Source organism: Roseateles sp. (assembly GCF_046300915.1).
GTDB lineage: Bacteria > Pseudomonadota > Gammaproteobacteria > Burkholderiales > Burkholderiaceae_C > Kinneretia.
Genome location: NZ_JBKCLH010000187.1, coordinates 13,216 through 36,047 on the forward strand (window position 1 = coordinate 13,216; position 22,832 = coordinate 36,047).

The following is a 22,832-nucleotide window of genomic DNA, read 5'->3' on the forward strand; positions in this document are numbered from 1 at the left end:
TCGGCAAGACCTGCCCCCGAACACACCCTGCCTGTCGCGGCACCGACAGCGCACGCCCCTCGGGCTCGACTAGAGTCGGTTCATGACGCCCCTGCCCGCCCCCTACCGGCCGCTGCGCCCCGCGCGCAGCGAAGTCCTCAGCCTGCGCGGCCTGCGCCATCACCTGCTGCACTGGGGCTCGGCGGCCCTGGCCACGCCCGAGCGCCCCACCCTGCTGATGCTGCATGGTTGGATGGACGTGGGCGCCTCCTTCCAGTTCGTGGTGGATGCGCTGGCGCAGGAGCGCCATGTGCTGGCCATGGATTGGCGCGGCTTTGGCCTGAGCGACAGCAGCGGGGCCGACAGCTACTGGTTTCCGGACTATCTGGGCGATCTTGACGCCCTGCTGGACCAGATCGCCCCGGACGGCGCCCGCGTGGACCTGCTGGGCCACAGCATGGGCGGCAATGTGGTGATGAGCTATGCCGGCGTGCGCCCGCAGCGCATCCGCCGCCTGATCAATCTGGAGGGCTTCGGCCTGCCCGATGCCAGCCCCGAGCTGGCACCCAGCCGCCTGGCCGAATGGCTGGACGATCTCAAGACACCACAGGCGCTCAAGCATTACGACAGCCTGGCCGGCGTGGCGCAGCGCCTGATGAAGACCAATCCACGCCTGGCCGCCGACAAGGCCGCCTGGCTGGCCGGACACTGGGCCCGTGAGCAGGAGGGGCCGGAGGGCAGCAAGACCTGGCACATCCTGGGCGACCCGGCGCACAAGCGCGTGAACCCCGTGCTCTACCGCCGCGCCGAAGCCCTGGCCTGCTGGCGCCGCATCACAGCGCCCACGCTCTGGGTGGAAGGCGCGCTCACCGACATGAGCCAATGGTGGGGCAATCGCTACCCCCGCGAGGATTTCGAGGCCCGCCTGGCCGAGGTGCCTCAGCTGCAGCGCGCGCGCCTGGAAGGCGCCGCCCATATGCTGCACCACGATCAGCCCGAGGCCCTGGCCCGGCTGCTGGAGGCATTTCTGGACGCGTCCTGAAGCAAGCCGCCGGCCCGGCCTCCCACTTCAGGGGGCCCTGCCCCCTGGCCGGGCTCCGATATCCTCGAAGCCCCAACAAAGATCGCAAGCATTCGACGAGGAAGAGGGGGCAGATGGCTACGCAGGGTTTTCTTCAAGCAATCGCGCAGGCGCGCCGGCTCTTGGTCGCTACCAGCATGGGCCTGCTGGCCGCACTGGCCACGGCACAAACCCAGCCGGCGCCGCCGCCGGTGGAGAGCTTCTTTCAACACCCGGCCGTGCTGCAGGCCAAGCTCTCGCCCTCGGGGCGAAGCCTGGCCATCAGCACCTCCAGGGGCGGCCAGCGCGTGGGCTTGGTGGTGCTGGAGCTGGACGCAGCCATCCGCGCCAGGCGCGTGGCCGCTTTCAACGACGCCGACATCACGCGCTTTGACTGGGTGGGGGAGGAGAGCCTGGTCTTCCAGGTGCATGATCTGCAGGCCGGCAGCGGCATGGACTATGAGCGGGCGCCAGGCCTGTATGCCGTGCGTGCCGACGGCAGCCAGCTGCGCATGCTGGTGAAACGCCGCGGCGAGATGCTGCGCGAGGCCAGCAGCGCCGGCCGGCGCGAACCGCTGGAGTGGAACCACAGTTTGCTGCACATCCCCGACAGCGGCCCCCTGGCTGGCAGCTCCGAGATACTGATCGGCGAATGGGTCTTCAAGGCCGACCGCCCTGAACACATCCGCCCCCTATGGCTGGACACGAGCACCGGCCGCACCCGAAGCGCCGACCTGGGCGAACGCTCGCCGACCCGGGTCAGCCAGTGGTTGTTCGATCCGTCAGGCCGCGCGCGCTTCGCCGTGGAGCAGATCGAGGACAAGGCGCGCTACCACTGGCGTGATCTGGACAAGGGGTGGCAGCAACTGGCCGAGGCCCCGCTGCTGAAGCTGCCTTACGAACCCTTTAGCGTTGACGATGCGGGCACGTTCTACGTCCGGCGTGCAAGCGGCGCGGAGGGGTATCAGGCCCTGTATCGCTATGACTTCAAGGCAGGCCAGGTAGAGAAGGAAGCGGTGGTCAGCACGCCGGGCTTTGACTTCGCGGGCAGCTTGCTCAGTGATGCCGGCAAGACCCTGGGTCTGCGCCTGGAAACCGATGCGGAGACCACGGCCTGGTTCGCGCCCGCAATGCGCAGCTTCCAGGCCGAGATCGATGCCAGCCTGCCCGGCACCATCAACCACATCAGCTGCCGACGCTGCGGCGAGCCGGATATGGTGGCCCTGATCCACGCCTACTCCGACCGGGACCCCGGGCGCTACTGGCTCTACCACGCCGCCTCCAAGCGGCTGCAGGCCGTCAGCACGGTGATCGACGGCGTGGACCCGCGCCAGTCGGCCAGCGTGGACTTCAAGCGCATCAAGGCACGGGATGGCCGGGACCTGCCCGTCTGGCTCACCCTGCCGCGGGGCGTGGCACCAGGTCAGCCCGCACCTGCGGTCGTGATGGTGCACGGCGGCCCCTGGGTTCGGGGCGGGCACTGGCGCTGGCAGGCCGAGGCCCAGTTTCTGGCCTCGCGGGGCTATCTGGTCATCAGCCCGGAGTTCCGCGGCAGCACCGGCTACGGCGAGGCGCACTTCCGCGCCGGCTGGAAGCAGTGGGGCCGGGCCATGCAGGACGATGTGGCCGATGCCCTGCTCTGGGCCCGCGAGCAGGGCCTGGCGGACCCGCAGCGCGCCTGCATCGCCGGCGCCAGCTACGGCGGCTATGCCGCGCTGATGGGCTTGATCCGCCAGCCCGAGCTCTACCGCTGCGGCATCGCCTGGGTGGCGGTGACCGACATGCAGCTGCTGCTGGAAGGCAGCAGCTGGACCAGCGATGACGTGAGCGACATCGCACGACGCCACACCCTGCCCGAGATGATCGGCGATCTGAAGACGGATGCGGCCATGCTGCGCGAGGTCTCGCCCGTGCTGCAGGCCGCGCGCATCAAGGCCCCGCTGATGCTGGCCTTTGGCAGCGAGGACCAGCGTGTGCCCCTGGCCCACGGCCTGCGCATGCGCGACGCGCTGCGTGCCGCGGGACGGGAGCCGGAATGGATCACCTACGCCGGTGAGGGCCATGGCTGGCGCAAGACCGAGAACCGGGTGGACTTCTACAAGCGCGTGGAACGCTTCCTGGGCCAGCATCTGGGGCAGCCCTGAAGTCCGGGGCCGGGGGCGGCACGGCGCGATTGCCTACAATCCGCCCCCCCATGAACATCACCGTACTTGATGAGCTGCGGGTCTATATCGACCCGCTGACCCCCGATGAATATGCCGCGCTGGAGCGCAGCATCCTGGCCGAGGGCTGCCGGGATGCGCTCGTGCTCTGGGGCGAGATTCTGGTGGATGGTCACAACCGCTACAGCATCTGCAGCAAGCATGGTCTGCCCTTCCAGACCGTGCAGAACACGCGCTTCCAGAGCATGGAAGACGTGCATCTGTGGATGATCGACCAGCATCTGGGCCGGCGCAGCGTGTCGGACTTCCAGCGCGGCGTGCTCGCCCTGCGCAAGAAGGAAATCCTGGCAAAGCGGCCCAAGCCCCTGCCCACGCCGGCGGCCGACGCCGCCGACATCGCCGCGGCTGCGGACGCCCTCGCGCCGTCCGCCGCCCCGCCCGAGCCCGAGCTGCGCCTGGCCAGCCGTGAGTCGATTGCCAAGGTGGCGCGCATCAGCAGCGCCACCGTGGCCCAGATCGAGAAGATCCAGAAGGCGGCCGCGCCCGAGCTGGTGGAGGCGGTGAAGAGCGGCACGGTGTCCATCAGCGCCGCCGCCACCCTGGCCGCCCTGCCCCAGGAGGAGCAGCAGGCCGCCGTGGCCGGTGGCAAGAAGGAGCTGCGCGAGGCGGCCAAGCGGGTGCGCGAGTCCAAGAGCGGCAGCCGCAAAAAGGCCGAGGCCGAGGGCAGCGAACTGGCCGAGACGCCCAGCACCGGCCCCGGCGCGGCGGTGGATGTGTCCGACCCCGCGCTGCTGCTGCAGCGCCAAGTCGAGGCGCTGCAAGAAGAGAACGCCCAGCTCAAGGCCCGTGTGGCCGAGCTGGAGGCCCAGCTGCTGGCGGCCACGCGCGGCTGAGGCCGTCAACACCGATCAGCCGACAGCCGATCAGCCACCCAGCCAGCGGCGCTGGGCCGCCATGTCCTGCAGGGCGCGAATGCCGGCCGCTCGGCGCTGCACCAGGGCCGGCCACAGGGCCTGCAGCAGCTCGGCGGTGGCCAGGGCATCGGCACTGGCCTGGTGGCGCTGCAGGCAGGCAATGCCATGTGCCTCCATGGCTTCATCCAGGCTGCGGGGCCGGCCGGCCGGGTCCAGGGCCTGCACCACCGGCGCCAGATCTATCCAGGGGTTGGGCAGACGCCGACCCAGCTCGGCGCGCAGGGCGCGCTGGATCACGGCCTCGTCAAAGCCGATATGAAAGCCCAGCAAGGGCAGCTGGGGGCTGGGGCCCAGCCAGTCCACAAAGGCCTGCAAGCCGGCCGCACGGGGCACGCCCTGGCGCCGCGCTTCCAGGCCAATGCCGTGGATCAGCACATTGCGCTTGAACTCGGCATCGGGCTGCGCGCGCCCCTCGCTGTGCAGCAGCAGCTCGAAGCTGTCGGCCAGCACGACGCGCGGCGGTCGCTCGGGCTGCGCCGGGTCGTGCGCCAGCCCCAGGGCCGCAATGGCCAGCAGCTCGTCGCGCGCCGCGTCCAGGCCGGTGGTCTCCACATCCAGCACCACCCAGCGGCTCGGCGCCTCGCCCGCCACGGGGCTGACGAAGCGCTGGAGCGCCTTGAGCCAGCTCATCGCAGCCAGTCCAGCTCAAGCCGCTGCTGCAGCCGGCGCGCCACGCGCAGGCTTTCCTTGAGCATGCGGCGGTCGATGTCATTGAGCCGGGCCGGGTCCAGGCGATTGGGGTTCTCGCCGGACTCGCCCGCCGCCTCCATCTGGCGCCGCAGGCGCAGCAGCTGCAGAAACTCGAAAGCACTGGACCAGGCCTCGCTCTCGGTGGCGGAGCTCTGCAGCAAGGGCGCCGCGGCTTCAAAGCGCGCCCGGGTGCCGGTGGCTGCCAGGCCGTGGGCCAGGGCAAACAGCCGGGCCACATCCACAAAGATGGCCGTGCCTTGCAGCTTGAGGTCGAGCTGACCGTCTTCGCCGGTGTCCAGGGCACCCAGCCAGTTCAGCGGCGCGCGGTTGCGCAGCGCGTTCTCGGCCAGCTGGCGCATGAAGCGCGGCTGGCGTGCGGCATGGCCTTGCAACAGGGCCTGCAGCGGGCGGGCCAGCTCCGCGTGGCCGGCGATGGGCCGCAGGTCAAAGAAGATGCTGGCCTTGAGCAGATCCTCGGGGGCGCCGTGTTCGATCCAGTCGCTGAAGGCCTCCAGCCATTCCTGCTGGCTCAGGCAGCAGGCCTCGCGCCCGGCCATGATGCCGCCCTTGCACAGCGGGTAGCCGCACTCGTCCAGCGCGGCATTGACAGCCTGACCCAGGGCCAGCCAGCGCGCACGCTCCGAGGGCGGGCCGTCGAAGACGATGCCGTTGTCCTGGTCGGTGGCGATGGTCTGCTCGCCACGCCCTTCGGAGCCAAAGGCCAGCCAGGCAAAGCGCTGCAGATCCAGGCCCTGGGCCTGGGCCAGGATCTGCACCAGGCGTTCGGCCAGCACATCGTTGAGGTGGGAGATCAGCTCGGTGAGCTGGCGCGCCGCCACGCCCTGGGCCATCAGACTGCGGGCAAAGCGCCGTATGTCCTGGGCCACGATGCGCAGGGTGGCCACGTCCCGCGCGGCGCGTATGGCGCTGCTGACCTGCTTGAGCGAGAGGCGCTGCAGGGCGAAGAGGTCGCGCTCCGACACCAGGCCCACCACGCGCCCCTGGTCCAGCACCGGCACATGGCGTATGCCGTGGCGCGACATCAGCAGGGCCGCATCCTGGGCCCGGTCCTCCAGGCGCAGGGCGCGCAGGGGCTGGCTCATCACGGTCTCGATAGGCGTGTCCAGCGGGAGCTCGGGCAGGGTCACCCGGTCCAGCACATCGTGCCGGGTCAAGATGCCCAGCGGCGCCTGCTGCGCGTCCAGCACCAGCACCGAGCCGATGCGCCGCTCATGCATCAGGGTCAGGGCCTGGCGCAGCGGCGTGTCCGGCGGCACGCCCACGGGCGCGGCGCGCTGGGCCAGCAACTCGCCCAGGGGCGTTTCCAGCGATTGCTCGGCCAGGGTCTGCGAGGCATAGCTCACCTGCAGGGCGCGGCGCGAGAGCGCCAGGAACTGGGCCACGCGCTGGTTCAGAAAGTCGGCAAAGGGCGCACTGCTGCGCGCCAGGGCCTGCACCTGCGCCGCTGGCACCAGCAGACAGAACACATCGCCCTGGGCCTGGTACTGGGCCGTCACGGCCCGGGCACCCAGCAAAGCCCCGATGGGAAAGCACTCACCGGCTTCGTAATGCAGGCCGCCGGTGGCCTCGGCAATGCCGCGTCGCGCGCTCACCGCGCCGCGGCGTATGTAGAAAAGCCGCTCCACGGGCCCCTGCTCGGGCGCCAGCAGCAGCTCGCCCGGTGCGTAATAGGCCTGCTCGGCCTGGGCCAGGAACTGCCGCACATGGGCCACTTCCATCTGCGCAAAGGGCGGATGCTGCTGCAGCTCGGCCTGCAGCTGGCCCAGCAGCTGCTCGGCCGGTGTAAGGGGTCGTGGACTCATGGTGCAAGAGACCTTAGAAAGCAAAAAGCCCCGCGGCAGCTTGCCGCGGGGCCTGGCTCAGTTCAAGCCGGTATTGACCCGATTCAGGCCTTGCCCAGCTTCAGGTCGGGGTAGCGCACATGCTCGACCAGCTCCTGCGTCTCCTTCTTGGGAGGCGGAGTCAGCAGGCTGACGATGATGATGGTCGCAAAGCCCAGGGGCACGCCGAAGATGCCGGCGCTGATGGGCAGGATGCCGAACCAGAGCTCCACCGGCGAGGTCACGCCAAACACGCCGCGCAGCCAGGGCTGGGTGGTCACCATGTAGTAGAAGGTGATGCCCAGACCGGCGGCAATGCCGGCACTGGCGCCCCATTTGTTGGCGCGCTTCCAGAACACCCCCAGCACCAGGGCCGGGAAGAAGGCGGCGGCCGCAAAGGAGAACGCAGCGGAGACCAGGAACAGGATGTCGGCCGGCTTCTGCGCCGCGACGTAAGCCGCAGCCAGGGCCACCACCAGCAGCAGGATCTTGGAGATCGTGACGCGGCGAGCGGTCGAAGCGTTCGGGTCGATCATCTTGTAGTAGACGTCGTGCGACAGCGCGTTGGCGATGGTCAGCAGCAGGCCGTCCGCGGTGGACAGCGCCGCAGCCAGACCACCGGCCGCCACCATGCCCGAGATCACGTACGGCAGGCCGCCGATCTCAGGTGTGGCCAGCACGATGATGTCGCCGCCGATCCGCATCTCGCCGAGCTGGAAGATGCCGTCCTTGTTGACATCGGCCACCGCAAGCAGGGCCGGGTCCACCTTGGCCCAGTTCGCGATCCAAGCCGGTAGCTGATCAAAGGGCGTGCCCACCAGCACATTGAAGACCTCGTACTTGACCAGCACCGCCAGGGCAGGCGCCGAGAAGTACAGCAGGAAGATGAAGAACAGACTCCAGGTCACCGACTCGCGCGCCTCCTTGACGGAGGGCGTGGTGTAGTAGCGCATCAGGATGTGCGGCAGCGCGGCCGTACCCACCATCAGGCAGAACACCAGGGCCAGGAAGTTGCGACGCGACTCATCGAAGGTCTTCTGTGCCTTGGCGTCGCCGTTCGGGTCACCGGCAAACTGCTGGGAGTGCACCGGCATGCCGGCCAGCGGCCTGGCCCGAGCCTCATTGGACGCCTTGGCGGCCGTCCAGGCCTTCTTGGCCTCGTCCTCATCCTTGGGCAGGGCTGCCAGGGCCTTCTCGGCCGCCGTGATCTGGTCAGCCGGAGCATTGGCAGCCTTCAGGTCGGCGATCTTCTGGGTGGCGGCCGCCTTGTCGGCAGCCAGCGCGGCCGGCACGTCCTTGAGCTTGGCGTCGAACTCCGCGGCGCGAGCCTTGAAGATCGCAATGACCTCCTGCTCCTTGGGATCGGCCTTGATGCGCTTCTCCGCCTCGCTCACCTTCTGCAGCTGATAGCCGTAGATGGCTTGCGGTACCGGGATGCCCGTCTGCTTCACCGACAGCCACACCACCGGGACCATATAGGCAATGATCAGGATGATGTACTGCGCCACCTGGGTCCAGGTCACGGCGCGCATGCCGCCGAGGAAGGAGCAGACCAGGATGCCGGCCAGACCGACGAAGATGCCGATCTCGAAGGCCAGGCCCGACAGACGCGCGGTGATCAGGCCCACGCCGTAGATCTGTGCCACCACATAGACGAAGGAACACAGGATGGCCGCCGCCACGCCCAGGATGCGCGGCAGATTGCCCTCATAGCGCGCGCCCAGGAAGTCGGGGATGGTGAACTGGCCGAACTTGCGCAGGTACGGTGCCAGGAACAGTGCCACCAGGCAGTAGCCGCCGGTCCAGCCCATGATGAAGGCCAGACCGCCGTAGCCCGTCAGGTAGAGCGTGCCGGCCATGCCGATGAAGGAGGCGGCCGACATCCAGTCCGCACCGGTCGCCATGCCGTTGTAGACCGCCGGCACGCGACGGCCGGCCACGTAGTACTCGCTGGCGTCGGAGGTGCGGCTCATGAAGCCGATACCCGCGTACAGCAGCACGGTGGCGATCAGGAAGATGAAGCCGATCCACTGCCGCGGCAGGCCCATCTGCTCCAGGATGGCCAGCGCCACGATGAAGACGAGGAAGCCGCCGGTGTACCAGGCATAGACCTTGTTCAGCTGCTTCTTGAAGGCCGCGTTGGCGGCCTTGTTGATGGGGCCTTCGCTGCCCAAGGAAGGAGTTGCGCCTGCCATATCAGACCTCCTCTTCGGCAACGCCGTGTTCCTGGTCCAGGCGGTTCATATACCGCGCATAGAACCAGATGATCAGGCAGTACACGATCAAGGCACCCTGGGATCCAACCCAGAAGCTGAACGGCCAGCCAAACAAGGTGAAGTTCAGGTCGCGGGCAAAAAAGCCCACGACGAAGGTCACCACGAACCAGATCGCCAGCAGAACTGCGGTGATCCGCAGGTTCTTCTGCCAGTACTGGCGGTGTCTCTCGGTCAGTTGCATCGCTGTCGTCTCCTTCATGTCGTTAGAAGGCCGTCACCCTCTGCGGGATGTCGGGCACCGATGGATCACCCCATGCGCCAACAGCGCGCATGCTGCGCGGGTGAACCGCTTGACCTCAGGCGAGCAGTCCGGTCTCGCGCTCCAGCTGAGCGGCGACCTTGGGCTCGAACCCTTTGAGGTGGGCGATGATTCGCCGTGCCTCTTCGGGCTTCTGACGGTCCACATGAACCCGCGCCAGCTGATACCAGCCATAGGGACTCATGGGTTGCAGTTCGGTGTTGCGCTTCAGAGCGGCGACAGCCTCCTCGAAACGCTGCATGCGGATCAGACACAAGCCCAAGCCGTACCAGGCACGGTCCAGCTTGGCATCGAGCTCGACAGCCTGGCGGAAGGCGGCTTCCGCCTCCTCAAGCTGCCCCTCGGCTTCCAGCAGATACGCCAGATTGAACCAGTCACCGGCACTGCGCCGCGGATGAATCGCAACCAGGGATTTCAGATCCTGGATCGCCTCAGCCCTTGCGCCCCGCGATGAGCGCAGATGGGCGCGACTGGCCAGCGCATAGGCATCACCGGGCCAGCGCTCCAACATCTCGTCGAAGATCTGCTCGGCCAACTCGCGCTGAGCGAACACCAGGGCTGTGAGCGCCTTGAACTTGAGCAGCGGGTAGCGCCAAGTCCGGGGGGCGCTGGGCGTGGTCTCTACTGGCATTGCGCAACTCCGATCTGCAGGCACAGACTGATCTTGGTCACCGTCACCACCAGCCACAGACTCAGCAGCAGCAGGAAGGTGGCCAGCGGAATATGCCTGTCCAGCACCACACGCGGGCTGATCAGGCGGGTCAGGCGGGTGAAGGGGCGCGTCAGGATGGCCAGCAGCTGATAGAAGAAGTTCTGCTCTCGCCGTGCCCCCGCCAGCAGGCCTAGCAGCCACTGGCCGACCATGGCAAGCAAGGCGATTTCGGCGATCAGTTTTAAGGCGGATGTCAGCAAAAGCATGAGCGATTCCCGTTTGGGCGTACTGTGGGTCAAAGCCGCTTACTGATTTCTGACAAAGACGCGCCTCCCGGGGCTGGCCCCACTATCGATAACCCTCGACCCCAGGCGCATGAGCCCGCACACAGAGGGCGCCAGGGGGCCATGTCAAAATACGCCCCGCATGAGCCAGAGAACCGTTCCGGTTCCGCTCCGCCACAACACAAGACCATGGACATCGAACGCATCAACGCGATCGGTACGACCCTCGCCGATCTGACAGCGCGTACCGACGCGCTAAGGGGGTATCTTTGACTACGACCGCAAAGCACTGCGGCTGAACGAGGTCAACGCCGCGCTGGAAAACCCCAATGTCTGGAACGAGCCCAAGCGGGCCCAGGAGTTGGGCAAGGAAAAGCGCTCGCTGGAGACCGTGGTCCAGACCATCGACCACCTGACCAGCAATCTGGCCGACAACACCGAGCTCTACGAGATGAGCAAGGCCGAGGACGACTTCGACGGCCTGGAAGCCATCGAGGCCGACGCCTCCAAGCTGCAGGAGACGGTGGAGCAGCTGGAATTCCGCCGGATGTTCAACAACCCGGCCGACCCGCTGAACTGCTTCATCGACATCCAGGCCGGTGCCGGCGGCACCGAGGCCAATGACTGGGCCGGCATGCTGCTGCGTCAGTACCTGAAGTACTGCGAGCGCAAGGGCTTCAAGGCCACGCTGGAAGACGAGACGGCCGGCGATGTGGCCGGCATCAAGAGCGCCACCATCAAGGTAGAGGGCGAGTACGCCTTCGGCCTGCTGCGCACCGAGACCGGCGTGCACCGCCTGGTGCGCAAAAGCCCCTTCGACAGCTCGGGCGGTCGCCACACCAGCTTTGCCTCGCTCTTCGTCTACCCCGAGGTCGACGACTCGATCGAGATCGAGATCAACCCGGCCGATGTGCGCACCGACACCTACCGCGCCAGCGGTGCCGGCGGTCAGCACATCAACAAGACCGACTCGGCGGTGCGTCTCACGCACATCCCGACCGGCATCGTGGTGCAGTGCCAGGACGGCCGCAGCCAGCACAGCAACCGCGACACGGCCTGGAAGCGCCTGCGCTCGCGCCTGTACGACCACGAGATGCGCAAGCGCATGGAAGCCCAGCAGAAGCTGGAGGACACCAAGACCGATGTGGGCTGGGGTCACCAGATCCGCAGCTATGTGCTGGACCAGAGCCGCATCAAGGATCTGCGCACCAACTACGAGACCTCGGCCACCCAGAAGGTGCTGGACGGCGATCTCGACCAGTTCATCACCGCCAGCCTCAAGCAGGGCGTTTAAGACCCTTACGAGACAAGCCCGGGGCCACAAGCGCCGGGCACACCCAACACACAAGGATGCCCGCCATGATGCGTGAAGGCACTGCCACCCTGATCCGCCGCGAAGACTATGCGGCGCCCGCGTTCTGGATCCGCACGGTCGACCTGAGCTTCGACCTGGACCCCGCCAAGACCCTGATCACCAGCAAGATGCAGGTGGAGCGCAACACCGCCGTGGCCCACGGCCCGCTGGTGCTGCACGGCGAGGAGCTGAACCTGCTGCGCGTGCTGATCAATGGCGAGAGCGTGTCCTTCCGCCAGGACGGCCATCTGCTGATCATCGAGGGCGCGCCGGACGCCGACTTCGCGCTCGAGATCCGCAACACCTGCGCGCCCGAGAAGAACACCGCCCTGTCGGGCCTCTACACCTCGGGTGGTGGTTTCTTCACGCAGTGCGAGGCCGAGGGCTTCCGCCGCATCACCTATTTCCTGGACCGCCCGGACGTGATGGCGGTCTACACCGTCACCCTGCGCGCCGACAAGAAGAAGTACCCGGTGCTGCTGTCCAACGGCAATCTGCTGGAGACGGGCGAGCTGGACAACGGCCGCCACTTCGCCAAGTGGCACGACCCCTTCCCCAAGCCCAGCTACCTCTTCGCCCTGGTGGCGGCCGATCTGGTGGCGCGTGAGCAGCGTGTGAAGAGCCGCTCGGGCAAGGACCATCTGCTGCAGGTCTATGTGCGCCGCGGCGATCTGGAAAAGACCGAGCACGCGATGAACTCCCTGATCGCCTCCCTGGTCTGGGACGAGGCCCGCTTTGGCCTGCCCCTGGACCTGGAGCGCTTCATGGTGGTCGGCGTGTCCGACTTCAATATGGGCGCGATGGAGAACAAGGGCCTGAACATCTTCAACACCAGCGCCCTGCTCGCCTCGCCCGCCACCGCCACCGATGCCGACTTCTCGCGCATCGAGTCCATCGTGGCGCACGAGTACTTCCACAACTGGACCGGCAACCGCGTCACCTGCCGCGACTGGTTCCAGCTCTCGCTGAAAGAGGGCCTGACCGTGTTCCGCGATCAGGATTTCTCCATGGACATGGCCGGCACGGCAAGCGCCCGCGCCGTGTGCCGCATCCAGGACGTGCGCTCCCTGCGTGCCATGCAGTTCCCCGAGGACGGCGGCGCCATGGCGCATCCGGTGCGCCCGGACCAGTACGTCGAGATCAACAACTTCTACACCGCCACCGTCTACGAGAAGGGCTCGGAAGTCGTGCGCATGTACCAGACCCTGGTCGGCCGCGCGGGCTTCGAGGCCGGCATGAAGCTCTACTTCGAGCGCCATGACGGCCAGGCCGTGACCTGCGACGATTTCGCCCAGGCCATCGCCGATGCCAACCCCGGCTCGGCCCTTGCCACGCGCCTGGACGCCTTCAAGCGCTGGTACTCCCAGCCCGGCACGCCGCGCGTGCAGGCCCGCGGCCAGTACGACGCCGCCGCCCAGACTTACACCCTGACCCTGAGCCAGAGCAACAAGGGCCAGGCCCCGCAGGTGATTCCGGTGGTGACCGGCCTGATCGGCCACGACGGCACGGCCCTGGCCGAGCAGCTGCTGGTGCTGGACGAGGCCGAGCAGCGCTTCACCTTCGAGAACATCGCGGCCGAGCCCGTGCCCTCCCTGCTGCGCGGCTTCTCGGCCCCGGTGCTGCTGGACGACGGCCTGAGCGACGCCGAGCTGCTGGTGCTGCTCAAGCACGATGCCGACGCCTTCAACCGCTGGGAAGCCAGCCAGCGCCTGGCGCTGAACCGCATCCTGGCGGCGGTGCGTGCGGGCCAGCCCCTGGTGCTGGACGCCGCCTATGTGGAGGCCATGCGCAGCGTGCTGCGCCACCCCGAGCTGGACGCCGCCTTCAAGGAGCTGGCCCTGACCCTGCCGGGCGAGGCCTATATCGCCGAGCAGCTGGAGGTGGTGGACCCGCAGGCCATCCATGCCGCGGTGGAAGCCGCCCAGACCCAGCTGGCCCAGGCCCTGCGCGAGGACTGGATCGAAGCCTTCGAGGCCAACCAGATCCAGGGCGGCTACACGCCGGACCCAGTGTCCAGCGGCAAGCGCGCCCTGGCCAATCTGGCCCTGTCCATGCTGGTGCTGGACGCCCAACGCAGCGGCGACACCGTCTGGCCCGGCCGCGCCTACCAGCGCTTCAAGGACGCCACGAACATGACCGACCGCCTGGGTGCCCTGGCCGCCCTGGTGAACGCCCATGCCGAGCTGGCCGAGAGCGCACTGAGCCGCTTCCATGCCCAGTTCAAGGGCGAGCCCCTGGTCATCGACAAGTGGTTCGCGCTGCAGGCCCGCGCCCCCGAGCGCGAGGGCAAGAGCTTCGCCCGCGTCAAGCAGCTGGCCAAGCATGCGGACTTCAGCCTCAAGAACCCCAACCGCGCGCGCAGCCTGATCTTCTCGCTGGCCCTGTTCAACCCGGCCGCCTTCCACCGCGCCGATGCCGCGGGCTATGTGTTCTGGGCCGACCAGGTGCTGGCCCTGGACGGCATCAACCCGCAGGTGGCCGGCCGCCTGGCCCGCGCCATGGACCGCTGGACCACGCTGGCCGAGCCCTATCGCAGCGCCGCCCGCGAAGCCATCGCCCGCGTCGCCGCCAAGGCCGAGCTGAGCAACGACGTGCGCGAGATCATCGAACGCCAACTCGCTTCCGGAGCCTGATCCCATGAGCAGCAGCAAACGCATCAGCCTGACCCAGTACCTTGTCGAGCAACAGCGCGAACACGGCCACATCCCCGGCCAGCTGCGCCTCTTGATCGAGGTGGTGGCCCGCGCCTGCAAGCGCATCGCCATCCAGGTCAACAAGGGCGAGCTCGGCGATGTGCTGGGCACGGCCGGCTCGGAGAACGTGCAGGGCGAGGTCCAGAAGAAGCTGGACATCATCGCCAACGAGGTGCTGATCGAGGCCAATGAATGGGGCGGCCATCTGGCCGCCATGGGCAGCGAGGAGATGGACAGCATCCATGTGGTGCCCAACCGCTACCCGCAGGGCGAGTACCTGCTGCTCTTCGATCCGCTCGACGGCTCCTCCAATATCGACGTCAACGTCTCCATCGGCACCATCTTCTCGGTGCTGCGCAAGGTCAACAACCAGCGCGGCATCAGCGAGGAAGACTTTCTGCAGCCCGGCAAGCAGCAGGCCGCGGCCGGCTACTGCATCTACGGCCCGCAGACCACCCTGGTGCTCACCGTGGGCGATGGCGTGACCATGTTCACCCTGGACCGCGAGCAGGGCTCCTGGGTGCTGACCCAGGAGAACGTGCAGATCCCGGCCGACACCAAGGAGTTCGCCATCAATATGTCGAATATGCGCCACTGGGACACCCCGGTGAAGCGCTACATCGACGAATGCCTGGCCGGCAAGGAAGGCCCCCGCGGTAAGGACTTCAATATGCGCTGGATCGCCTCCATGGTGGCCGATGTGCATCGCATCCTGACCCGCGGCGGCATCTTCATGTACCCCTGGGACAAGCGCGAGCCCGAGAAGGCCGGCAAGCTGCGCCTGATGTACGAGGCCAACCCCATGGGCTTTCTGGTCGAGCAGGCCGGCGGCATGGTGACCAATGGCCGCCAGCGCATCCTGGACCTGCAGCCCACCAAGCTGCATGAGCGCGTGGCCGTGGTGCTGGGCTCCAAGAACGAGGTGGAGCGCGTGACCGCCTACCACCTGGAAGCCGACAAGTCACAGGCTTGACGAAACCAGGTTAGCGCCCGCTATAATGGCGGGCTCACGCCGGTGTAGCTCAGTTGGTAGAGCAGCGCATTCGTAATGCGAAGGTCGGGGGTTCGACTCCTCTCACCGGCACCAATGAAATCAAGGGGTCAGCACTGCACAGTGCTGACCCCTTGTGCTTTCCGGGTGGCCATATCGCCATCAGCATGAGTTTTCAGACCTCAAGAGATGGTCCGGCAGAACGCGCGCCATCAGAGCCGTCGGCTTGTGAGTGGACCGGGATCTTGGTGGCAGGAAGAACCGTCACGACACCCTGACTATGATGCGCGCCGGAGTTGCGATGAAGCCCCTCAAAGACCTGCTGTTGAAGCGCCACCTCTGGCACGCCCTGCTGATCCTGCTGCTGCTGGTGATCAGCTATCTGGCCCTCTCACCCGCCCCGCCCAAGACCCTGGACAGCGGCTGGGACAAGCTCAACCATCTGGCCGCCTTTGGCTGCCTGGCCTTTTGCGCCTTCTATGGCGCGGACCATGCACGCGGACGCTGGCTGCTCGCGCCTCTGGCCTTGCTGGGCTATGGCGTGCTGATCGAGCTGCTGCAGTCCCAGCTGCCGCCGCGCAGCGCCGATGCTGCCGATGTGCTGGCCGATGCCATGGGCATTGGCCTGGGACTGCTCTGCGCTGCGGTGCTGAGTCGCCTGCTGCGCCTGCCGCTCACTCGATCTTGACGCCGCCGCGCGCTCGGGCGGCAAAGAAGCGCTCCATGCGCGGCCGCTCACGCGCCGCCTCCGAGGGGGTGAGCCAGCGCTCGTACAGGCGCGCCACCTCGGGCTGGGCAGCCACCTCGCGCAAGGCCTTGTCCAGATCCACCATCACGGCCCGACCCCAGGCATTGCGGTTGCACGAGAAATAGCCCACCGGCGGCTCACCCGCCTCCACGATGGGCAGGCTCACCAGGGGGGCCTCACGGCCCGGCCGCTGCTGGGACAGATGATGGGCCAGCACCATGGGGTACTCCAGGCTGAAGTCCATGCGTCCGGCCTCCAGCATGTTCAGCAGATTGCCGGCCTTGGGCGCCACGATGGCTCGCACATTCGGCGACTGCAGCAACAGGGGCTCCAGCTCAGGCCCGTAGTGGCGCTTGCTCATGACCAGCCCCTGCAGCGCGGGCTCCTGCCGGTAGAGCTTGCGCAGCGAGACGCCAGCGGCGCCCAGCCCCAGGCTCGCGGCACGGGCGCGCTGCATCACCAGATGCTGCTGCACCGTGGGCATGGCAGGCGTGAAATAGCGCTCCTGCAGGCGCTCGGGCGTGCGCATGGAGCTGGCGGAGCACAAGCCCAGGCCGGCTTTGCGTTCGAGCTCCGCGCGCGGGCCGCTCAGCACCACGAAGCGGTGCTCGTACTGCGGCAGGCGCTGCAACACGCGACGCAAGAAAGCGTCGATCACCCCCTCACCCAGCTCCTCCACGGAGGCCGGGGCTTGGCCGGCTTCAAGCAGGTAGAAGGGCGGCCAGTCCACCAGGTTCCAGGTGATCACGCGCGCGGGCGGCACGACGTGGTCCTGGGCATGGGCCGGGACGGGCAGCGCGCTCGCGAACAGGCCGGTCAGGGCGCCCAGCAGGGCAGCGATCAGGCGGCGTGCGCGCCGACGCGGGTGCAAGAAGACGGACAAGAGCGTAGTTCCCAATGCAGAAGCGGGCGTGCAGGACACGCCTCGCGATGGCCCACGAGTCTAAGGCCAGCCTCCTTGCCGACCAGCCGCATGTGGCGCCTCGCCGCGCTACTCGTTGAGCCAGGGCAAGCTGTGCTGGGCACGCGCCACGGCATGCGCACGATTGCTGGCCCCCAGCTTGCGCAGGATGCGCTGCACATGGTTCTTGACCGTCAGTGCACTGATACCGAGGGCCTGAGAAATCTCCAGATTGCTCTGCCCCTGACGCAGGCCCTGCAAGACCTGGCACTCCCGGGCGGTGAGATCACCGGTGGCCGCGGGCTGCACCGGCCGCGGCGGACTGCGACGCGACTCCGCGGCCTGCACGCGCAGCCAGGCCGCATGAAGATGAGGCATGAGCAGCTCCAGCAGCAGCGCCTGACGCGGGCCGTAGAGCGGCTCCGAGTGGGCCAGGGCGAAAAAGCTCTCGATCTCGCTGGGACGCTGCGGCCGCGACACCCCATGGACCAGCAGCTGGGCATAGCCGGGCAGGCCCAGATCGCTGGCCGCCAGCAGCAGAGGGCGCCCTTCCCCGAGCGTCAGCCAATCAGACTGCAGACGACGACTCAGGGGCGCGCCGTCGGCGCACAGGGCTGCGTCCAGGCCCGAGGGCATGGGCACATTGTTGAAGACTTCAAAGCGCAGCTCGCGGCTGCTGCGCTGGTAGGCCCCGCACAGCAGCAGCTGGTGCGGCAGGAGCTGCTGCAGGCTGCCCTGGGTCCAGACAAAGAACTGGGCAATATGGCGCAGGGCCAAACCGCCCTCCACGGTGCGCACCAAGGCGCGCACCTGGGCCAGGCTCATCAGCGTCGAACCGTAGAGATCATCCGGCTCCGCGGAGCCGGCAGCGGGCCCGGCGGGCGAGCCCGGCAATGCGTTGACCAGTTGCATCCGGTCAGCTTAGACCGGGGGCATGACATCGCAATGTCAGCGGCGGCACAGCGGGGGCGCCGCATAATCGCAGCGCTCACACAAGCGCCCCGAGGAGCCGCAGATCCATGAAAGCCGTCTGGAACCACACCGTGATCGCCGAGAGCGATGACACCACCCTGGTCGAGGGCAACCACTACTTCCCGACCAGCACGCTCAAGCGGGAGTTCACCAGCTTCAGCAACCACAAGACCATGTGCCCCTGGAAGGGCGAGGCCCACTACCTCTCCCTGCTGGTCAATGGCGAGATGAACCCCGACGCGGTCTGGTACTACCCCGACCCCAAGTCCGGGGCCGAGGCGGTGAAGGACCGTGTGGCCTTCTGGAAGGGCGTGCAGATCCTGGAATAAGCCCGCGATCAGACGCGCTCGGCCAGGCGCACCACGGTCACGCCCGCGCGCGCCTGGCGCGTGGAGGGCATGACCAGCACGCAGTCGTCGAAAGGCGTCACGACCGGCTCACCCTCGTTGTCACCAATCACCGTGCCGGCTTGGGGAATGCACTCCAGGCCGCTGAAGGGTGTGGTGAAGCGAAAGCGCTCGCTGCGCGCCACCACGGCCGCGCGCACGCGCAGGGCCACAGCGGGCTGGCTGGCATCGGGCCGGCGCCAGCCCGGCAGCAGGCGGCTCAGCTCGGACGCGTCCACCACGCCGGCCGCCTCCAGCAGGCGCACGCAATAGTCCTGGGCCACGTCGCGGGCGCGTGGCTCCAGGTGGTAGCCGCATTCCAGCAGCAGGGAGCGGCTCTCGGGGGCCTGCGCATCCTCCAGACCAAAGCGGCCGAAGTCCCGCATGCGCACGCCATCGGCGTGGCCAGCATCGATCACGATGGCCGCCTCGCCGTTCAGGCTGCGGGCCAGGCCCAGATTGCGCGGCTGCACGCCGGTGAGCAGCAGGGGCGCCGAGCGCTCATGCATGGAGTGCAGGTCCAGCAGCCAGTCGGCAGCCTCCACAAAAGGCCGCAGGGCCGCGGCACGGCGGCGCTCACGGCTGGTGGGCTGGCTTAGACGCTCGGCCGACCATTGCCGGTTCAGGTCCTCGTCCACGAAGCGGGCCGCATCGTGCTGGGCCGGGTCGAAACGGTCAAAGGCCTCCAGATTGCAGAAGGCCAGGGTGAGGCTGCCGCGCGCCGGGCGCAGGCCGTGCTCCAGCAGGCCCAGCAGGGCCCAGGCGCCGCAGAGCTCATTGCCATGGATCAGGGCCGAGATCATCAGATGCCGCCCCGGCTGGCCGCTGTCGAAGCGCCACACGCCCTCGGTGCCGGTATTGCCGGCGCGCCAGGTACCCAGCTCGGGCTTTTGCAAAGTGCTGTTCAGGTCCATGGTCTTCAGTCGGTCTCGATCTTGGCGAACTGCACGATCTTCGCAAATCGATCGATCTCGCTGCGCACGAACTTGCGGCCATCCAGATCGGGCGTCAGGGTCAGGCCGGCGGTCTGCAGCTTGGCCACCACCTCGGGCTGACGCAGAACCTCGCGCAGCTCCTTCTGCAGCTGGGCCTGGATGGGCGCCGGGGTCTTGGCCGGGGCGAAGAGGCCGAACCAGACGCCGATGTCCACACCGGCAAAGGCCTTGGTCTCGGCCAGGGCCGGGATATTGGGCGCCGCCGGCGAGCGCTTGGCCGTGGTCACGCCAATGGCCTGCATGCGACCCTCCTGGATATGCGGCAAGGCGCTGGAGAGCACGAAGACGGCAAAGTCCACCTGGCCGCCCAGCAGGTCCGTCACCATGGGCGCGGCGCCGCGATAGGGAATGTGCAGCATGAAGAGCTGCGCCTCATGCTTGAGCAGCTCGCCGGCCAGATGCAGGGGCGTGCCTATGCCCGAGCTGGCATAGCTGAGCTTGCCGGGGCGCGCGGCCACAAAGTCCTTGAAGGCTGCGGCATTGGCCAGCGGGGTGCGGGGGGTGGTGACCAGCACCAGGGGCTGGTTGCCGATCATGCCCACCGGGGCCAGATCATTGAGGGCGTTGTAGCGCGGCTTCTTGGCGGTGAGCGCATTGATGCCCACCTCGCTGGTGGAGCCCAGCAGCAGGGTGTGGCCATCGGCGGGCGCATTCACCACCTTGAGCGCCCCCAGGGTGCCGCCGGCACCGGCCGCGTTCTCCACGATGACCTGCTGGCCCAGGCGCTTGGCCAGCTCGGGCGCCACGGTGCGGGCCACCAGGTCCACGCTGCCGCCGGCGGCATAGCCCACGACCAGGGAAATGGGCTTCTTGCCCGGAAAGACGTCGGACTGCGCCAGTGCGGCACTGCCGAAGAGGCTGAGTGTGGCGGCGGCCAAAGCGCCGAGCAGGGTGTTCATCGTCATGGCGAAGGGCTGCGATGGTTGATAGGCAGCCACGATCTTGCGAGCCCGGCCAGGGGCGGTGATTGCCGATTCGGCAATTTCAATTGCCTTGCGGGCAAGCGTCCTCAGGCGCGTCGGCTATGGGCCAGCAGAGCGTCCCAGACCCGGCTAAGCGCGGGGCTGGGCGGCTTCTTGCGCCGGAACAGACGGGTCTCAAAGGGGATCTGCCAGGCCGGCTCGCCCCAGACGCTGAGGGTGCCCGCACGCAGATCGGCCGCCACCATGGACAGGGGCAGCCAGGCCAGGCCCATGCCGCGCATGGCGTACTCGCGCAGCGAGTCCACCGAGTCGCAGCGCATGGCCAGGGCCAGGGGCGGCAGCTCGCGCAGATGCGCCAGATGATCGTCCAGCAGCCGGCCCAGGGCCTGGCCAGGGTCATAGGCCAGCAAGCGCGGCGGCGCCTTGCCGGCATGGCCGTGCAGCACGGGCACCAGGCGGTCGTCGGCGCCGCGGGCCTGCAGGTAGCGGCGTCCGTCCAGCTTGAGGGTCAGGGCCGGGTGGTGGTAGCTCAGCAGGATGTCCACCTCGCCGCGCTCCAGCATCTCGCTGGCCTCGTTCATCAGGCGCGTCATCACCTGAACCTGGGGCGCATCGGGGCGGCGCATCAGGGGCGCCAGGGCATCGGCCACCACGCTGTGCGCCAGGGTGCGGCCGGTCACCAGGCGCACCAGGGAGTCGCCCGCCACACCGGCCACCAGCTCCTGGCGCAGCAGCTCCAGCTCGCGGGTGGTGGCCCGGCCCTGCTCGCACAGGCGCTGGCCCGCGGCCGTCAGGCGCGGCGGCTGGCTGCCGGGCTCGAACAGGGCCACGCCGGCCCATTGCTCCAGGGCCTTGAGCCGGCGGCCAAAGGCGGGGGCCGTCACATGGCGCAGCTCGGCGGCGGCCTTGAAGCTGCCGCCGTCCACCACGGCCTGCAGATCGGCCAGCCACTTGAGCTGCACGCCAGCGGCCCCGGCGCGGCTCAGACCCGCGCGGGCAGCACCGTGGCCGCGCAGTCGCCGAAGCCGATGCGGCGCGCGCCGTCCTGGGCCGCGAAGCCGCGCAGGATCACGGTGTCGCCATCCTGCAGGAAGGTGCGCGTCTCGCCATTGGGCAGGCTCAGGGCCTGCTTGCCGCCCAGGGACAGCTCCAGCAGCGAACCGCCCTCCTCCGGCTTGGCCCCGCTCTGGGTGCCGGTGCCCAGCAGATCGCCGGGCTGCAGATTGCAGCCATTGCTGGCGTGGTGCACCAGCATCTGGGCCAGGGTCCAGTAGGCCGACTCGCCGAAGTTGCTGCGCATCAGACGGGTCGGGGCCTCGCCGGCCGCGCGCATCTTCTCGGTCTGCAGCCAGACCTCCAGCTCGATGGCGTAGCCGCCGGCGGCGCGGTTCTTCTCGGAGTCCAGATAGGGCAGCGGCTGGGGATCCTGCTCGGGGTGCGCAAAGGCGCAGCGGAAGGGCTCCAAAGCCTCGGCCGTGACGATCCAGGGCGAGATGGTGGTCGCGAAGTTCTTGGCCAGGAAGGGGCCCAGGGGCTGGTACTCCCAGGCCTGCACATCGCGGGCCGACCAGTCATTGAGCAGGGTCAGGCCGAAGAGATGCTCGTCGGCGCGCTCCATGGGAATGGTCTCGCCCAGGGCATTGCCGCCGGCCACGAACACGCCCAGTTCCAGCTCATAGTCCAGGCGCTTGGCAGGCGCGCGCTCGGGCGCGGTGGCGCCCGGCGGCATCAGCTGGCCCAGGGGGCGGCGCACGTCCTGGCCGCTCACGCCAATGGAGGAGCTGCGCCCGTGGTAGCCGATGGGCACCCATTTGTAGTTGGGCAGCAGGGGGTTGTCCGGGCGGAAGAGCTTGCCCACCGTGGTGGCGTGGTGGATGCCGGTGTAGAAGTCGGTGTAGTCACCGATGCGGCAGGGCACGAGCATCTGCGCCTCGCTCTGCGCCAGCAGGCAGGCGCGCAGCGCGCCCTCCTGCTTGCTGCCGGCCAGCAGGGCCGCGAACCGGGCCTGGCGCAGCGCGCGGCGCTGGGCCGCGGGCAGGGCCATGAAGGCGTTCAGATCGCCCTGGGCCAGGGGCTGGAGCGCCACCTGCTCGGCGCTGCTCCAGCGGCCGGCGGCCGCCGCGGCGCGCAGGTCCAGCACCTGGTCGCCAATGGCCACGCCCACGCGCGGGCTCTCGTTGCGGCCGGCGCGCACAAAAAGGCCATAGGGCAGGTTCTGGATCGGGAAGTCGGTGCCCGCCTCGTTGGCCGAGGCCACCCAGCTCTGGGCGGCCGGGTCGTGGGTGTGGTCGAGGTCAGAGAAAGCAGTCATGGTGTCTTGAATTGATCTTGCAGATCACGCCAGCAATCGGCGTAATGGGTTTCCAGCGCGCCGCTGTCCTTCAGCGCGAACTCGGTGGGCAGCAGGCGCCAGCGGGTCTCGAACATGAAGGCCAGGGTGTGGTCCAGCTTGTGGGGCTTGAGCTCGGCCGCGCTGGCCTTGGCAAAGGCCTCGGTATCGGGGCCATGCGGCACCATGGCATTGTGCAGGCTGGCGCCGCCGGGCTTGAAGCCCTCGGGCTTGGCGTCGTACTGGCCCAGCACCAGGCCCATGAACTCGCTCATCACATTGCGGTGGTACCAGGGCGGACGGAAGGTGTCCTCGGCCACCATCCAGCGCGGCGGGAAGATCACGAAGTCCACATTGGCCCAG

Annotated in this window: 21 protein-coding genes and 1 tRNA gene; 9 read left to right on the top strand and 13 right to left on the bottom strand. The window is 68.2% G+C overall.

The features are described 5' to 3' along the window. The first annotated feature begins 82 nt into the window (after window positions 1–82). The 3 genes from ACK5F2_RS14330 to ACK5F2_RS14340 all read left to right on the top strand — a co-directional run bounded on the left by ACK5F2_RS14330 (window position 83) and on the right by ACK5F2_RS14340 (window position 4,094). On the top strand, window positions 83–1,021 hold the full coding sequence (locus tag ACK5F2_RS14330; RefSeq protein WP_409865702.1) for an alpha/beta fold hydrolase: 939 nt from the start codon (window positions 83–85) through the stop codon (window positions 1,019–1,021). A gap of 161 nt (window positions 1,022–1,182) precedes the next feature. Further along, window positions 1,183–3,183 carry an alpha/beta hydrolase family protein gene (locus ACK5F2_RS14335; protein ID WP_409865704.1) on the top strand — a complete coding sequence of 667 codons (2,001 nt, stop codon included), beginning with the start codon at window positions 1,183–1,185 and terminating at the stop codon, window positions 3,181–3,183. A 50-nt stretch (window positions 3,184–3,233) separates the two neighbouring features. Continuing rightward, window positions 3,234–4,094: a plasmid replication/partition related protein gene (locus ACK5F2_RS14340; RefSeq protein ID WP_409865706.1), complete on the top strand. Its 861-nt coding sequence runs from the start codon at window positions 3,234–3,236 to the stop codon at window positions 4,092–4,094. Window positions 4,095–4,124: 30 nt separating this feature from the next. Here ACK5F2_RS14340 and ACK5F2_RS14345 read toward each other — a convergent pair whose 3' ends face one another. The 6 genes from ACK5F2_RS14345 to ACK5F2_RS14370 all read right to left on the bottom strand — a co-directional run bounded on the left by ACK5F2_RS14345 (window position 4,125) and on the right by ACK5F2_RS14370 (window position 10,159). Continuing rightward, window positions 4,125–4,805 (bottom strand): 3'-5' exonuclease, encoded by a 681-nt coding sequence (locus ACK5F2_RS14345; RefSeq protein WP_409865708.1) that lies wholly within the window; start codon window positions 4,803–4,805, stop codon window positions 4,125–4,127. After that, window positions 4,802–6,688, bottom strand: a complete 1,887-nt coding sequence (locus ACK5F2_RS14350) for a DUF294 nucleotidyltransferase-like domain-containing protein (RefSeq protein ID WP_409865709.1) — start codon at window positions 6,686–6,688, stop codon at window positions 4,802–4,804. Before ACK5F2_RS14350 ends, ACK5F2_RS14345 begins: the two co-directional genes overlap by 4 nt. An 83-nt stretch (window positions 6,689–6,771) precedes the next feature. Continuing rightward, entirely contained in the window at window positions 6,772–8,901 is a 2,130-nt protein-coding gene (locus tag ACK5F2_RS14355; RefSeq protein WP_409865711.1) for a sodium:solute symporter family protein, read from the bottom strand. 1 nt (window position 8,902) lies between these two features. Then, on the bottom strand, window positions 8,903–9,163 hold the full coding sequence (locus tag ACK5F2_RS14360) for a DUF4212 domain-containing protein (RefSeq protein WP_409865713.1): 261 nt from the start codon (window positions 9,161–9,163) through the stop codon (window positions 8,903–8,905). Window positions 9,164–9,278: 115 nt separating this feature from the next. Beyond that, window positions 9,279–9,872 (bottom strand): tetratricopeptide repeat protein, encoded by a 594-nt coding sequence (locus ACK5F2_RS14365; RefSeq protein WP_409865715.1) that lies wholly within the window; start codon window positions 9,870–9,872, stop codon window positions 9,279–9,281. Continuing rightward, window positions 9,863–10,159 carry a hypothetical protein gene (locus tag ACK5F2_RS14370; protein WP_409865716.1) on the bottom strand — a complete coding sequence of 99 codons (297 nt, stop codon included), beginning with the start codon at window positions 10,157–10,159 and terminating at the stop codon, window positions 9,863–9,865. The genes ACK5F2_RS14365 and ACK5F2_RS14370 overlap by 10 nt, the downstream gene beginning before the upstream one ends. A 207-nt stretch (window positions 10,160–10,366) precedes the next feature. On the opposite strand from ACK5F2_RS14370, the gene prfB reads away from it, so the two are divergent. The 5 genes from prfB to ACK5F2_RS14395 all read left to right on the top strand — a co-directional run bounded on the left by prfB (window position 10,367) and on the right by ACK5F2_RS14395 (window position 15,903). Continuing rightward, window positions 10,367–11,471 (top strand): peptide chain release factor 2 gene (gene prfB / locus ACK5F2_RS14375; RefSeq protein WP_409865718.1). Its coding sequence is split into 2 segments (ribosomal slippage): window positions 10,367–10,447 and window positions 10,449–11,471, totalling 1,104 coding nucleotides; the frame shifts between segments, so codons are not numbered across the junction. 68 nt (window positions 11,472–11,539) lie between these two features. Beyond that, on the top strand, window positions 11,540–14,164 hold the full coding sequence (pepN, locus tag ACK5F2_RS14380) for an aminopeptidase N (RefSeq protein ID WP_409865743.1): 2,625 nt from the start codon (window positions 11,540–11,542) through the stop codon (window positions 14,162–14,164). A gap of 4 nt (window positions 14,165–14,168) precedes the next feature. After that, window positions 14,169–15,197, top strand: a complete 1,029-nt coding sequence (locus ACK5F2_RS14385) for a class 1 fructose-bisphosphatase (RefSeq protein ID WP_409865720.1) — start codon at window positions 14,169–14,171, stop codon at window positions 15,195–15,197. 38 nt (window positions 15,198–15,235) lie between these two features. Continuing rightward, window positions 15,236–15,311 (top strand) — tRNA-Thr (locus ACK5F2_RS14390). A 205-nt stretch (window positions 15,312–15,516) separates the two neighbouring features. Beyond that, the gene (locus ACK5F2_RS14395) at window positions 15,517–15,903 is read left to right on the top strand and encodes a VanZ family protein (protein ID WP_409865722.1); all 387 of its coding nucleotides are present in this window, start codon (window positions 15,517–15,519) and stop codon (window positions 15,901–15,903) included. Here the strand turns inward: ACK5F2_RS14395 and ACK5F2_RS14400 are convergent. Together ACK5F2_RS14400 and ACK5F2_RS14405 are read right to left on the bottom strand one after the other, a co-directional pair. Next, window positions 15,890–16,846 carry a TIGR02285 family protein gene (locus tag ACK5F2_RS14400; RefSeq protein ID WP_409865723.1) on the bottom strand — a complete coding sequence of 319 codons (957 nt, stop codon included), beginning with the start codon at window positions 16,844–16,846 and terminating at the stop codon, window positions 15,890–15,892. The two genes, ACK5F2_RS14395 and ACK5F2_RS14400, sit on opposite strands and share 14 nt — an antisense overlap. Window positions 16,847–16,954: 108 nt before the next feature. Beyond that, window positions 16,955–17,776: a helix-turn-helix transcriptional regulator gene (locus ACK5F2_RS14405; RefSeq protein ID WP_409865725.1), complete on the bottom strand. Its 822-nt coding sequence runs from the start codon at window positions 17,774–17,776 to the stop codon at window positions 16,955–16,957. A gap of 107 nt (window positions 17,777–17,883) precedes the next feature. Between ACK5F2_RS14405 and ACK5F2_RS14410 the strand changes: the two genes are divergently transcribed. Next, window positions 17,884–18,165, top strand: a complete 282-nt coding sequence (locus tag ACK5F2_RS14410) for a DUF427 domain-containing protein (protein ID WP_409865728.1) — start codon at window positions 17,884–17,886, stop codon at window positions 18,163–18,165. A gap of 8 nt (window positions 18,166–18,173) precedes the next feature. Here the strand turns inward: ACK5F2_RS14410 and ACK5F2_RS14415 are convergent, their stop codons facing one another. The 5 genes from ACK5F2_RS14415 to ACK5F2_RS14435 form a co-directional block, all read right to left on the bottom strand. Next, on the bottom strand, window positions 18,174–19,136 hold the full coding sequence (locus ACK5F2_RS14415; RefSeq protein WP_409865729.1) for a succinylglutamate desuccinylase/aspartoacylase family protein: 963 nt from the start codon (window positions 19,134–19,136) through the stop codon (window positions 18,174–18,176). Window positions 19,137–19,141: 5 nt separating this feature from the next. Then, complete coding sequence (locus ACK5F2_RS14420; protein ID WP_409865732.1) at window positions 19,142–20,122, bottom strand: Bug family tripartite tricarboxylate transporter substrate binding protein; 981 nt, start codon at window positions 20,120–20,122, stop codon at window positions 19,142–19,144. Between the two features lie 104 nt (window positions 20,123–20,226). Next, window positions 20,227–21,102: a LysR family transcriptional regulator gene (locus tag ACK5F2_RS14425; RefSeq protein WP_409865734.1), complete on the bottom strand. Its 876-nt coding sequence runs from the start codon at window positions 21,100–21,102 to the stop codon at window positions 20,227–20,229. A 20-nt stretch (window positions 21,103–21,122) separates the two neighbouring features. Next, a complete protein-coding gene (gene fahA, locus ACK5F2_RS14430) occupies window positions 21,123–22,451 on the bottom strand; it encodes a fumarylacetoacetase (RefSeq protein ID WP_409865737.1) in 1,329 nt (442 codons plus the stop codon). Next, window positions 22,448–22,832: homogentisate 1,2-dioxygenase domain-containing protein (locus ACK5F2_RS14435; RefSeq protein WP_409865739.1), on the bottom strand; the 385-nt coding region annotated here is incomplete at its 5' end. The genes ACK5F2_RS14435 and fahA, both read right to left, overlap by 4 nt.

Coding starts and splice junctions, on each gene's coding strand:
- ACK5F2_RS14330 (WP_409865702.1), top strand. CDS start 83: ATGACGCCCCTGCCCGCCCCCTACCGGCCGCTGCGCCCCGCGCGCAGC.
- ACK5F2_RS14340 (WP_409865706.1), top strand. CDS start 3,234: ATGAACATCACCGTACTTGATGAGCTGCGGGTCTATATCGACCCGCTG.
- ACK5F2_RS14345 (WP_409865708.1), bottom strand. CDS start 4,805: ATGAGCTGGCTCAAGGCGCTCCAGCGCTTCGTCAGCCCCGTGGCGGGC.
- ACK5F2_RS14350 (WP_409865709.1), bottom strand. CDS start 6,688: ATGAGTCCACGACCCCTTACACCGGCCGAGCAGCTGCTGGGCCAGCTG.
- ACK5F2_RS14355 (WP_409865711.1), bottom strand. CDS start 8,901: ATGGCAGGCGCAACTCCTTCCTTGGGCAGCGAAGGCCCCATCAACAAG.
- ACK5F2_RS14360 (WP_409865713.1), bottom strand. CDS start 9,163: ATGCAACTGACCGAGAGACACCGCCAGTACTGGCAGAAGAACCTGCGG.
- ACK5F2_RS14365 (WP_409865715.1), bottom strand. CDS start 9,872: ATGCCAGTAGAGACCACGCCCAGCGCCCCCCGGACTTGGCGCTACCCG.
- ACK5F2_RS14370 (WP_409865716.1), bottom strand. CDS start 10,159: ATGCTTTTGCTGACATCCGCCTTAAAACTGATCGCCGAAATCGCCTTG.
- pepN (WP_409865743.1), top strand. CDS start 11,540: ATGCGTGAAGGCACTGCCACCCTGATCCGCCGCGAAGACTATGCGGCG.
- ACK5F2_RS14385 (WP_409865720.1), top strand. CDS start 14,169: ATGAGCAGCAGCAAACGCATCAGCCTGACCCAGTACCTTGTCGAGCAA.
- ACK5F2_RS14395 (WP_409865722.1), top strand. CDS start 15,517: ATGAAGCCCCTCAAAGACCTGCTGTTGAAGCGCCACCTCTGGCACGCC.
- ACK5F2_RS14405 (WP_409865725.1), bottom strand. CDS start 17,776: ATGCAACTGGTCAACGCATTGCCGGGCTCGCCCGCCGGGCCCGCTGCC.
- ACK5F2_RS14410 (WP_409865728.1), top strand. CDS start 17,884: ATGAAAGCCGTCTGGAACCACACCGTGATCGCCGAGAGCGATGACACC.
- ACK5F2_RS14415 (WP_409865729.1), bottom strand. CDS start 19,136: ATGGACCTGAACAGCACTTTGCAAAAGCCCGAGCTGGGTACCTGGCGC.
- ACK5F2_RS14420 (WP_409865732.1), bottom strand. CDS start 20,122: ATGACGATGAACACCCTGCTCGGCGCTTTGGCCGCCGCCACACTCAGC.
- fahA (WP_409865737.1), bottom strand. CDS start 22,451: ATGACTGCTTTCTCTGACCTCGACCACACCCACGACCCGGCCGCCCAG.